Annotated in this window: 20 protein-coding genes and 3 tRNA genes; all 23 read right to left on the bottom strand. The window is 34.9% G+C overall.

What is annotated here, in order from left to right; genetic code table 11:
- A partial coding sequence (locus NEH75_RS02250; protein WP_262948475.1) for an HK97 family phage prohead protease occupies positions 1 to 405 on the bottom strand: 405 nt, incomplete at its 3' end.
- A complete protein-coding gene (locus NEH75_RS02245; protein ID WP_262948474.1) occupies positions 362 to 1,576 on the bottom strand; it encodes a phage portal protein in 1,215 nt (404 codons plus the stop codon). The genes NEH75_RS02245 and NEH75_RS02250, both read right to left, overlap by 44 nt.
- Positions 1,577 to 1,591: 15 nt before the next feature.
- Positions 1,592 to 3,256, bottom strand: a complete 1,665-nt coding sequence (locus NEH75_RS02240) for a terminase TerL endonuclease subunit (RefSeq protein WP_202966266.1) — start codon at positions 3,254 to 3,256, stop codon at positions 1,592 to 1,594.
- On the bottom strand, positions 3,222 to 3,746 hold the full coding sequence (locus NEH75_RS02235) for a P27 family phage terminase small subunit (protein WP_262948473.1): 525 nt from the start codon (positions 3,744 to 3,746) through the stop codon (positions 3,222 to 3,224). The genes NEH75_RS02240 and NEH75_RS02235 overlap by 35 nt, the downstream gene beginning before the upstream one ends.
- A 133-nt stretch (positions 3,747 to 3,879) precedes the next feature.
- Complete coding sequence (locus tag NEH75_RS02230; RefSeq protein WP_055304268.1) at positions 3,880 to 4,206, bottom strand: HNH endonuclease; 327 nt, start codon at positions 4,204 to 4,206, stop codon at positions 3,880 to 3,882.
- A 471-nt stretch (positions 4,207 to 4,677) separates the two neighbouring features.
- Positions 4,678 to 4,755 (bottom strand) — tRNA-OTHER (locus NEH75_RS02225).
- Between the two features lie 75 nt (positions 4,756 to 4,830).
- A tRNA-OTHER gene (locus NEH75_RS02220) sits at positions 4,831 to 4,896 on the bottom strand.
- A 330-nt stretch (positions 4,897 to 5,226) separates the two neighbouring features.
- Positions 5,227 to 5,302: transfer RNA gene (locus tag NEH75_RS02215), tRNA-Ile, on the bottom strand.
- Positions 5,303 to 5,476: 174 nt separating this feature from the next.
- Entirely contained in the window at positions 5,477 to 5,893 is a 417-nt protein-coding gene (locus NEH75_RS02210) for a hypothetical protein (RefSeq protein ID WP_262948472.1), read from the bottom strand.
- 29 nt (positions 5,894 to 5,922) lie between these two features.
- Complete coding sequence (locus tag NEH75_RS02205) at positions 5,923 to 6,156, bottom strand: hypothetical protein (RefSeq protein ID WP_262948471.1); 234 nt, start codon at positions 6,154 to 6,156, stop codon at positions 5,923 to 5,925.
- Positions 6,157 to 6,693: 537 nt separating this feature from the next.
- On the bottom strand, positions 6,694 to 6,990 hold the full coding sequence (locus tag NEH75_RS02200; RefSeq protein WP_262948470.1) for a hypothetical protein: 297 nt from the start codon (positions 6,988 to 6,990) through the stop codon (positions 6,694 to 6,696).
- A 189-nt stretch (positions 6,991 to 7,179) separates the two neighbouring features.
- Positions 7,180 to 7,341 (bottom strand): hypothetical protein, encoded by a 162-nt coding sequence (locus NEH75_RS02195; RefSeq protein WP_156344099.1) that lies wholly within the window; start codon positions 7,339 to 7,341, stop codon positions 7,180 to 7,182.
- A 43-nt stretch (positions 7,342 to 7,384) separates the two neighbouring features.
- Positions 7,385 to 7,546: a hypothetical protein gene (locus tag NEH75_RS02190; RefSeq protein ID WP_262948469.1), complete on the bottom strand. Its 162-nt coding sequence runs from the start codon at positions 7,544 to 7,546 to the stop codon at positions 7,385 to 7,387.
- 36 nt (positions 7,547 to 7,582) lie between these two features.
- Entirely contained in the window at positions 7,583 to 7,780 is a 198-nt protein-coding gene (locus tag NEH75_RS02185; RefSeq protein WP_262948468.1) for a hypothetical protein, read from the bottom strand.
- A gap of 44 nt (positions 7,781 to 7,824) precedes the next feature.
- Positions 7,825 to 8,028, bottom strand: coding sequence for a hypothetical protein (locus NEH75_RS02180; RefSeq protein WP_262948467.1), 204 nt, complete (start codon positions 8,026 to 8,028; stop codon positions 7,825 to 7,827).
- Positions 8,029 to 8,086: 58 nt separating this feature from the next.
- A complete protein-coding gene (locus NEH75_RS02175) occupies positions 8,087 to 8,287 on the bottom strand; it encodes a hypothetical protein (protein WP_262948466.1) in 201 nt (66 codons plus the stop codon).
- A gap of 30 nt (positions 8,288 to 8,317) precedes the next feature.
- Positions 8,318 to 8,641: a hypothetical protein gene (locus tag NEH75_RS02170; RefSeq protein ID WP_262948465.1), complete on the bottom strand. Its 324-nt coding sequence runs from the start codon at positions 8,639 to 8,641 to the stop codon at positions 8,318 to 8,320.
- Positions 8,642 to 8,739: 98 nt separating this feature from the next.
- Entirely contained in the window at positions 8,740 to 9,012 is a 273-nt protein-coding gene (locus NEH75_RS02165) for a hypothetical protein (protein ID WP_262948464.1), read from the bottom strand.
- Positions 9,009 to 9,452: a hypothetical protein gene (locus NEH75_RS02160; RefSeq protein WP_262948463.1), complete on the bottom strand. Its 444-nt coding sequence runs from the start codon at positions 9,450 to 9,452 to the stop codon at positions 9,009 to 9,011. Before NEH75_RS02160 ends, NEH75_RS02165 begins: the two co-directional genes overlap by 4 nt.
- Positions 9,449 to 9,637, bottom strand: coding sequence for a hypothetical protein (locus NEH75_RS02155; RefSeq protein WP_262948462.1), 189 nt, complete (start codon positions 9,635 to 9,637; stop codon positions 9,449 to 9,451). The genes NEH75_RS02160 and NEH75_RS02155 overlap by 4 nt, the downstream gene beginning before the upstream one ends.
- A gap of 11 nt (positions 9,638 to 9,648) precedes the next feature.
- Positions 9,649 to 10,308: a putative HNHc nuclease gene (locus NEH75_RS02150; protein WP_262948461.1), complete on the bottom strand. Its 660-nt coding sequence runs from the start codon at positions 10,306 to 10,308 to the stop codon at positions 9,649 to 9,651.
- Positions 10,301 to 10,870, bottom strand: coding sequence for an ERF family protein (locus NEH75_RS02145; protein WP_262948460.1), 570 nt, complete (start codon positions 10,868 to 10,870; stop codon positions 10,301 to 10,303). Before NEH75_RS02145 ends, NEH75_RS02150 begins: the two co-directional genes overlap by 8 nt.
- Positions 10,870 to 11,256 carry a hypothetical protein gene (locus NEH75_RS02140; protein ID WP_262948459.1) on the bottom strand — a complete coding sequence of 129 codons (387 nt, stop codon included), beginning with the start codon at positions 11,254 to 11,256 and terminating at the stop codon, positions 10,870 to 10,872. Before NEH75_RS02140 ends, NEH75_RS02145 begins: the two co-directional genes overlap by 1 nt.
- Positions 11,257 to 11,268: the final 12 nt, after the last annotated feature.

Here is an 11,268-nt window from a genome sequence, read left to right as displayed (position 1 = left end):
CCAATTATCATCCCAGCGTGTAGTTTGATTTTTGATATTAAAACCAAATGAACACCCTTGAATTAAGCCATTACGGACATTCTCTAACAAGTCATTCCCATCGGTAGTATTAGGAATATCTAATTCAAAGCGTAATCCGTTCTCATCTTCCTCTAAGACTAAGTTTGAACCTGTACGCCCAACAACTTTATTCCAATCATGGTTAATAAGCATGAAAACATCACGTTCAGATAATGATTTCTTGAAAGCTCCTGGACGGACACGCTCATAGAAAACTTCACCCCAACGGTCTGTCAACTTCGTATACTCCTCTTTAAAAGTCGCAGCATATCCAACTAATTTTCGGCTTTCAATGTCTGCGCTACGAATCTCGAGGTTCATTGTTCTTTGTTCCATGTTTTCCATCTTCATCACCTCCTTTCAAGATTTCATTTTGACTAACTACAGAATTATAGTTCTTAGTGACATAGTATTGAGTTGACTCTTCCGTGTTTAATCGTTCTTTACCGACTAATTCACGATTATCATCCATGTTATGGACTCCAATTCGGAATAATAAATCAGCTGCTGTTGCAATTTTACCTAAATCAACTAATCGGATTTTTTGAGTATCCATTTTAACGTATGTTTTAGATAAATACTGACTTTTTGAATACATTTTTCGATTCAACTCTGTTGTGATAATTTTTGCAAGTGGATTAATTCGCAACATCAAAAAGTTATCTGTTTGATCCGCTACTCCTGCGACATCGCCTTTAACTAAACCAACTGGAACATTTATTGCCATACAAACAATCTCAATAATGTCATCAATTAATTTTTTAATATCACGAGTATCTTTCAATACACCTTTATTTGAATCAGATTCTTTCAGTTCCATACCATCAGACAATGGCATGATGGCATTATCGTTTTCGATATATTGCTTGAACTGAACATTTAACATTTCCTCTAGTTGTGCTACACTCTCATCATCTGTCGGCATTTGACCATCAATTTTAAGAATTCCTTTGAAGCCATTTGCCTTCTTATAGCCCTTAATCGCCGCAACAAGCAACTGACTGTAATCGCTGTATAATCCATCAATGACTTTTTTTACGTTCTTATCATTTAGTTTTAAATATAAAACTTCTTCATCTTGGAATTTTCGATTGATAGGAAGACCTCTAACGCTAACATTAGAATAAACATCTTGATAGTAGACATATTCATCTTGATGGAAATCTTCAGCAACGAACAACTCATCATCTAACATGACGATTAGACATTCATTATCATAGATAAGTTTTGTAATGACCTCGTGCCAAAACTCAACTGCATTTTGATTTTTATTTGGTGCTACGTTGAGTAAATAATGAATATCTTTGCGTTGCTCAATCCCTTTTTCAAATGTTTGAAATTCACTCATGACTAGGGCGTTTGCTATAATCGATACACAGGATTGAATAGCTAACTCTTTATAATAAATCTGTGCTGGAAGTGTATCCGTATAACAACTTCCTTCCATCGTTTTATTAAATGAACTTTCTTTATCACTTGAAAGTGCAGATTTAATCCAATCAATAACTACCGCCATTCTTTCACCCCCTCTCTAATAAGTCTTGCATTTAAAGAATGTTAATTTTTTAGGGACTGGTATTTCTTCATCTTTACTTATTGCATGGATGAAAGCAAAAAAGCCGTCTGTTTTTCTCAACACCGGCTCTATTTTTTTATATGTTTTATTTCCTTTTGGATCAGTATCAACATACACGTTATTTGTATACCAACGCATCATCATGTCGTCACCAAAAATTAATTTTTCATCAGCAAATAGCTTTTCAACTAATGGATAAACCTTATTATGCGTGATACTTCCGTTACGAACTTCGTTTAAAGGCAATCCAGCTTCACTAAAGGCCGCCGTTAAGATTGCTTTACGATAACTGTCACAGACAATGTTTAAAATTTTGTATTTCTTAGCCTGTTCTAAAAACCAATTGGCGACGCACTTCTCATTGATTGAATCTTCGTAAATAATTGTACACAGCCCTTTTTGTCTTGCTAATTCAATGTCGAACTTAAACTCTCTATGTTCTAATTTTAACGCTAAATGACAAATGAATGTATGTTGAATCCACACTCGTTCATCACCATGCTTGAATAGCAATCCGACTGAGCAAAAGTCACGAACAGAAGCATAGTCAATCGCTCCAATGCACTTTTGGCCTTTTAAATCCGGAATTTCTCGGTCTGTCGCTTTGATTTTTTCCCACTCAGCTACAACACTATAAGACTCTTGTGCAGGCAAGTTCATACGTTTAGTCATAAATTCAATAGCCATTTGTGGTTGGTCTTGCATTTCATAATATTCTTGCTCCATCGTTATTCGTAAATCTTTGAAATACGGAAGTGATGGGTTGGCTTTTTCCCAATTTGAAAAATCATGAACTTCATCTTCTGAATCTAATCTAAAAATGATAGGAAGCATTTTAGATGTTTTATTTTCACCACGCAAAATATCACGAGAACGCTCCAAATAATCATCTAATACGCCACCACGCACGTTTCCGTTAGTGGTAATAAAAAAGGTTCGAGGATTTTTCTTTTTCCCCAAACCAGAACGGAATACCTTAATATTTTTATAGTCTTCAAATTCATGTATTTCATCAAAGATAACACATGCCGAACGTAAACCATCTTTGGTTCGAGCATTACTTGTGTTATAGCGTATATATGAATCAGTTTTTTTAAATCTAATCTCAACTTTTGTCCGATAGAACGCCTTTTGCAACTTAGGATGATCTTCAATAACATTATACACATCATCAAATGATGTTTTGGCTTGGTTCTCGCTATTTGCAACAATATCAACATTGTATTGTTTGATTCCATGAAAAGTAGTTGTGAAGTAAAATGATAAAGCTGCAATAAAACCATTCTTTCCTGCTCCACGCCCCATCATTAATAAGAATGTATCCCACACTAACGTATCATCTTCATAATATGCATGCAATAAAGCAAACGTGAATTCTTGCCACGGTAACAGTTTGAACGGAAAATACTCATTAATTTTTTTTATTCCTGTCTCAATCATCTCATGTTTGATGATGATGTTGTTAGGAGGACTTAGTTTCTTTTTGACCAATTCAATTAATAGCTTAATATCTTCATTCGTCTTAACTTCTTCACGTTCAACCATATCAATGTATTTGTCGATATAAGGATTGTATGTGTACTTATTAGATGTCATCATCATCACCGCTATCGATTTCATGAGCACTCAACCCTAAGTCATTCAATAATTTCAACATTTGCGAATTATACTTAGGCAACTCAACGATACTGTCATTCTTCTTATAAATTTCTTGACCGTGACTGTTGAATGTTTTAACCTGAACACCTCTTGAATTTATGTCGGCGATTAACTGGTTTTTGATTCGCCACATTGACATATAATCATTGACTAAATCGATATAGGCATCTTCATGAGCGCCTTTATTTTTAAGCTGAGATAGCAAATTAGTCTTAATACGATTGTATTCTATATCGTTCTCTTTCGGTTGCAACTCCTCAGGTGCAACCTTTTTATTTTCACAGGGGGTTGCGCTCTTTTTTTCAGTGGGGGTTGCACGTTGCCAACCATCTCGCCTTTTCCATGATTTTAAGGTGCTTTCAGAGATGTTAAATTTTTTAGAAATCTCCGAATACGACTTACCTTTTTCAAACATGCGTTGAGCCGATTTTCTAATTTTTCCTTTTTCCAAAAATAACACCTCCTACTGCAACCTTTTAAAAAAATCTTTCGTGCGCGAAACAAATATTTCTTGTCACCTCATAGCCCCGACCTCAGAGAATCCGAAAAATTGCGATTTTTTTAGATGGGGGGCTATCTATAGACTACCATCTTTCCTCATTAACGAATTTAGGTTGCTTCCTGTTGTTCTCATTACGATCATGTTGTTCCTCGTGACATTCAAAGCAAAGACTGATTAGATTATCATCATCTAACGCAAGCTCTGGATAATACTTCAACTCTTTAATGTGATGCACATGCGTAGCCTTCACAATCTTTCTACGCCATGCTTTTCTCTTACAATGTTGGCACTCGTAATTATCACGCTTTAATATAGCCGCTCTTTTTCTTCTCCAAAGTTGAAGTTTATAAACTTTATTTTCTTCTCCGTTTGCAATTAACTCACAAACCCTTACTAAATCATTATTCATTATTCCACCTCTTTCATCATAGCAAATAAAAAAACACACGTTTCCGTGTGCCTATAACTTATAAAACAGGTGATATTTTATAAATATTGGGATGAAAAGAGATATTTGCCTAAAGACTTGAAGAGACTTTAGGTTAAGTTAGGGGATGCCTGCGGTTGGATTTGCACCAACTTCTGGGGCGCTTTACTAACATAAGCTACGCAGACATTTTAGTGGTTATCAAAAAGGATAACCACAGTGTTAAAAAATACTTAACAAAAGTTTTATTTCATTAAAGAAGGTAACACCAACATGCTCCACCAGCCACTGGTAAAGAAACAAGTCAAAACTATGTTTTCACACATTCACATCCGCGAATTGATCGCTCCCGCCAAGAAACATCAATTCACTTACTCAATAACCGTTGTAGCTTCTTGTTCACACTAAATACAACAAAAAACCTTGATGGCGAGGATTTCTCCCCATGTTATTTGGAGTCGTTTATTGGAATTGAACCAACTTCTTAGGTTTTGGATTACCTACGCTTTAACCTGTATAAGCTATCACGACAAGTGCCTCATAAGAGGCTCAATAAAAAGGTTTGATTAGATGTCCAACTTGTTATTACAGCCTTTATAACGACATTGGTGCTCATTATAGGATTCGAACCTACAGCATACATTTTAATCATGTTGCTCTACCATATGAGCATTATCTACTAATTACAAAACGGTCTTATAAAACTTTTAAAACTTCAATCCGGGAAGCCCCTCGTTGTAGCGAGTGGGAAGTTTTTTCACCTGTTGGCGTCAATTCGGCAAGAGGTGTCTATGTCACTACAATACATAGAAAGAAACGCGTGTATACGTCTACACATAGCTATACAGTAGTTTTTTTCGGATAACTCTGCAAACCGTTCGACTGGGATGCCAATCTCCAGAGTCTTACCTCCAACTCACAAAGGAATTATCTATGACAATCTTAAGCGACCATAGATACAGCGCGTACAGTTTAAATACCTCGCGACTTACAAAAAGTTTTTGGTGCTCCTTGTAGGATTCGAACCTACATCTTATCAGTTATGAGCTGATAGCTTTACCAATTAAGCTAAAGGAGCATGAGCGAGGGATTTCTCCCTCTGCGATCAACTCGATTTCAGTATTGCGGTTAATGCATATTATTGTGAGTAATAAGACCTAACCACTCATTCCGTCGCGTTAATGACACTATCATAATATCATCTTAAGCACTTTTATTTTCACAATGAAATCACAAATAATTCACAAAAAAATCACGCCGCGCTTTTATACAACATTTCTAACTCTGACTCAGCACATCTTATCTTCTTTGTAATAGTATTAACACTAATCCCTAAAGCTATCTCGATTGCTGGATTACTCTTATTTCTCACATGGCGCAGTAGCATAGCATCACACTCTTGAGGATGAGTCGTTCGAATTAAATCTAACGCCTTTTCAACTCGTGCAATATCAGGTCTTAAAACAGACAACTCCAATTCAATCATTTTCTTCTCTTCAATACGGCGCCAGTATTTATCTTCAATGCCACCACCATTACCACCATGATCCTGACTATAATCAGTAACTTTGATTAGAGTTTGATTATCTATGCACTTCAAATCATACTCTAACATCGCCACACGCTTTAGATTTCTTGAATACTCTTGTAAAATTTCTTTTGCCTTCACACTCTCACCCCTAAAAATTCTGATTTTAATTACTTTTCATCTTTTAATAATTGCAAGTGAAAATCTATGCGAGTATTTGTGGGCTTAATAATTTCTTTATAAACTTGCTTGGCATACTTATCTTGCCACACTTTTTCACGTTTCCAAAAACAAAGTTTCATAATTTCCTCATATATTTTTACACAAATAATCGCTTCGGACATACCCCACCGTCCATCATACGCTCTATCATTACACCATTTGCAAAATTCTTTAAACTTCATATATACATCTCCTTAATGTATTTAAAATTTGTATTTTAATATAACCACTCGTTTTCCAAGTAATAAAATCCGTATATCACTCCACCGGTTAGCGTGATCCATACTATCCAGAACAACCATAAGCATCCTTCTCCATCAACCAAATAGTTATAAGCTTGGTCTGTTGTTTTATTTTCGTAAATGGTAGCTTTATCCGCTATCGTATTATCTTTCAAATTAGCGAATATTGTTCCTGTTAACTTGGGTTCAACGACGTAATATTTATATCTAATGTGGGAATTTTCCTTAACTGTTGTTAGATATGAGTCGTCCGGTCTATCGAACTGATTAAAGTCAAATTCAACATCTAAAAACGTAACTTTCTCACTTTGTTTTTCTTCCTCCTTAAATAATCTTTATTTTCGTTTCTTTCTTGGTCTTGAATTTACTTTATTCAACCACTCTCTCTGTCTTTGTTCATCCATTACTTTTAAATAGGAATTTCTCAGTTTCAAAATCTCGATAATATTCATACTCTCACCTCATAGGTCATCAATTTTATTTACTATTCTTTAATTTCGTAACAAGTTGCTCTCTTGTCGTTTTAAGTAATACAAGTGAATATTCTAATAATTCACTATCATTAAAATCTTCCTTACGACAATATTTGCAAGTAGCACCGTCAAAGCTGTCCACTTTCTCCCCATCTTCATCTATTTCAATACCATACTTAAATCCATCTTCTAATGCACATTCAACGCAACACCACACGTTACCACACTCACAATAAACGTAATCAATTACATCTGGAAATCCTTCTCCACATCTTTCACAAGAATAATAATCAATACCCATTTTACTTCCTCCTTTAATATCTATAAAAATTTAATTTTATTCTTCTTCACAACAAGTACAATATTCACAGTATAATGTGCCACAATTCTCACACTCGTTTAGCATTCCCTCTTCCATTTCATACCCACAATAACGACAACATTCTAATCCCATTCTTTTTCCTCCTTAAATATGCTTAAACGTCTGATTTTATTTACTCTTTAATTCACGTTTTATCTCTTTTATTTCAAGTTTTGCATCAAATATTTTATCTTCATTTTTTACATAACCAAATACTTGTTCATTTGTAAGATGAAGTATCAATAATTTGAAATAACAATGAAATAGCTGTTTTCTTAATTCTTTCTTCATTCAATTTCACCAATCCTTAACGTACATAAAAATTTAATTTTATTTACTTTATTTCTTTCATACAATGACGATTATCGATGTGGTTAAATAACCATTCATGATATTCAGCGTCTATTTCCTCATCAGTCACGTCATTATCAAATTCAAATTCTTCTTCAAATACATCATTTTTACCTTCAAACCATTGAAATAAAAATTTACGCATTTCTATCCCCTCCTAAACATTAATAAAAGTCTAATTTTATTCACTCAATCTGCTTTTTAACCACAATACCAAACACAGTGCTATTTCACGTTTAATGTATATTTTATTGTCGTATCCATTATTGTCAGATGCCGATATTTCTACTAATCCAGATTGAGCATCAATATCAAAATTAATATCCAAATCATCATCGTTTAAATTAAACGTGTATCCATCAATCTTCCACTTCGCCACTTTATCACTCCTTAAATGACTTTAAAATCTATACTCTAATCTGATCAAAACCATCGCTTTCTTTTGACCTCACTAAGCACCTCTATATCGTCTACGAAGTCTGCCATACATTTTTTGCACATATAGAATCCTTTATGCGTATATCCTAATTGACATAAGAAATACTTTTCTAACGGTTTGATGACATAACCACAATCATTACACACAGATTGATTTCCATGTTCAGATCGTTCGACAACAATTCTCATCCTTCCTCCTTACTGGTACAGGCGATTAAACCTGTACCTTTTTAAACATCAATTTTATTTACTTTAAATACTGACTACAGACCTCTTTCATCTCGTCAAAACTTAGTTTTTCATTATCAGAAAGTTTGTCTATGCAATTGCTATACCTGTTAGCATTTATATAATCACTTGAACCATCACCCATTGATAAACAAAATGCAAGGAGCAAAAACGCAGCAACGAAAACAATCATAAACACATCAAATTCTTTAACGTTCATAGATTCACCTCTTAAACCATCAATTTTAATTTACTTTTTATTATTCAAATATTTTAAGAAAAATCTTTGTTTGTAACAATCACACTCTTCTATCCCAAATGTGGGATGTTCTTTTTCCCAACACCAACTAAAGTCGTTACTGTCCTCATCATCTTCCCAATGAATGCACGTTGAACAATTTTCTGGGACTTTTTGTTTGTCACACTGTTCTATACTAACAATATCTCTAATTCTTATATAAGTACCGTTATCATCAACTGTAAACCCATGACCATCCGAGTTTTTAGTAACCCACATTGCAACAGCATCGATATCTCCATCAGCTTTTATATAAAATGTATCCCCGTTTGTCATTCTTAATTTATATCCTATACTCAGCACCAGTTATCACCTCTTAAAACTATATTTTTAGCAGCAAATCGGAGACTAACTCACACTATGCTACTTTTTCGTTATCTTCTTTCCTCAATACGTCCGCAAAGTCGCATAAGCTTCTTCTCTTTCCAGTGTTCCACCTCACCATGACACTTATGAATGTGTTTCAATTGCTCTAACATGATTTCAACATCTGCAATCTCTTCTGCAATATTTGATTCAAACCCTCGACGTTTTTTAGACAACGCCTGGAATAACTCACCACACTCTTCAATGAACATCATCTCTTGCACATCTTTCCCAAACACTTTTACAGCTTTTCTGCAGATGTTACTTCCTCTTCCGTTCACAACTCTCCTCCAACTAACTCTACGACATAATGTGTATTCCAACCTTCATAAGTTTTATTTTCAAAATCTCTTACTTTAACATTCAGCCCGAATTTCGCAAACTCACTGACGATTTCTTCTGGCTTATGCTTTTTCGAAACGATTGTGTTACCAAATTCTCTAACGATCACAACTTGATACTCTTTAAGAAATTTACTGTCGAACTCACTCTTAACTTTTTTACGCTTATGCTCCTCAACCGGAACATCATCTCCACCCTTAACATGACCACGTCGGTATGGATGCTCTATTCCTAACTTAGACATTCTCTTAGCAACAGCCGCACTTGTTGCATCTCCCATTAAATATTTTTCAATGCTACTTTCAGAAACATCTAATAAGTCAGCTAATTGACCATTTGTTAACTCATTTTTACTTTTATACTCATTAATTGTCATCAATGCCCTGCCCTCTTTCTTAACTTTTCTGTACCAGCCTCTCTTAACACTGGGTTTGTTAATGCTAACGTTCTCGCTACTCTTTCATCACGTTGCTTTTTGTTTTTAGCTTCAAATTTTAGATAGGCGTCACAAATACTGTGACAACCTACCTTTCTATTTAAACAACCGTAACACGGACGATTCATTCATCTTCCTCCTAAATCCTTAACTCCTTAATCGCTCTCTCATTCAACTTAATCGCTGTAAGCTTATATTTATTTTCAAAAGTCTTGTGCCCTAAGTTATGACACTCGTTATGATGAACCCTGCATAAGGCGATATATTTCGAGTCCTCATGATTATGTCTTGCTCTATCCATACCCATACCGACTAGATTTTCGTGGTGGTGAATGTCTGCCTTACAACCACATACCGCACATTTACGATGCACCAGGCATAAATATAAGAAATTATTGACTTCTCTTGCTAAAATAACAACTTTCGGGTTAATTGGTACGTCCCACAAGAACATAAACTCCAAGACGTACTCGATGAACTCTTTCGCTATCTCCATCTCTACATTCGATAAACTGAAATAGTCACGATTTTTATCAATCATAAACTCTATCTTCAACAACTCTTTCAATTCTTCAACTTCATACCCTGTATAAAGACAAATATCCTTGAACAATGCATATAATAATTTTCTTTGTTTTGCCGAGATGGAACGTCCATCATCAAATCTGATAGCTCCATTCATCCACTTTTTAATAATCTGCTTCGGTGCAAACCATCCGGGTACGTGGGCAATAAACCACGAACCCTCATCGGTCTCTTTATAATTGCTAAATACAGCTTGTTGCATCAGATTACTCAACTTTATCACCTAAACGTTTCTCTAAGGTTTTGATTGCCCATTCTGATTGTCGAGGAGTTAAATCATCCAATTTCTTAACTCCAAACTCCTTAAATAAAAAACTTAAAAACTCTTGACGATTAGTTCCTGTTTCTTTCAATAACTTCTCTATTAATTGCGTAGTTCCTGTTGCCGCATCTAACCCATCATTCTCCACTATTTCAAAAGCTGCAACATAAAGATATCGTCTTAAATATGTCTGAACAGCACCGAGATTTTGAACTTCGTTTCCATTCTTAGCCACAGCAGCCGTTGACATAGGTGACGTAAATTCAAGTTTCTCTTCTGGTTTATCAACGTTGATGATCACTAATTTTGCCTCAACATCCGTGAAAGTAACACAACTGCATAATCCATTTTCTTTCAATAGTCTAGTGATAGTAGGTAAAAAATCACTTAATTCAAAATACTTAAAATTAGCAAACTTGTTATTCCCACTCTTTTCTAACGGTTCCTCTAATAGTTGACAACGAATATTTTGCATCTTCGAATACACATTACTAACACTCTTAATCTCTCCCATTATTTCAACTCCTTAATCGTGATTCTGTCCGCTGCACTCTCATACGTGAATTTATCGTATAAATCTTCATGCTCTAGCTTAAATTTTTTACTATCAAATCTCTTCGTCACATAGCTTGAATATTTCACTTGATATCTCTTGCCAATACCAACTGGCGCTCCTTCAAGTCCGATGCGAATGTCTAAGTCCAATTTCTCCTTTTCTTTTTTCAACTTATCAATCTCAAATTTAATCTGATTAACTCTTTCAATCTTATCTTCAATTTCAGAAGCGAGATCGTTAATGACTAACGACCCACACGCTTCACAGAATAAAATTTCATCATCTTTGTCGAACTCTGCTTTAAAACTATGCCCGCATTCGCATTTAACGTCGATTACAGCCACTTTAACACGCTC

It is taken from the genome of Turicibacter sp. T129, assembly GCF_025594975.1.
GTDB lineage: Bacteria > Bacillota_I > Bacilli_A > MOL361 > Turicibacteraceae > Turicibacter > Turicibacter bilis.
The sequence above is the reverse complement of the archived record's forward strand: the minus strand, read 5'-3'. Positions and strand labels throughout refer to the sequence as shown.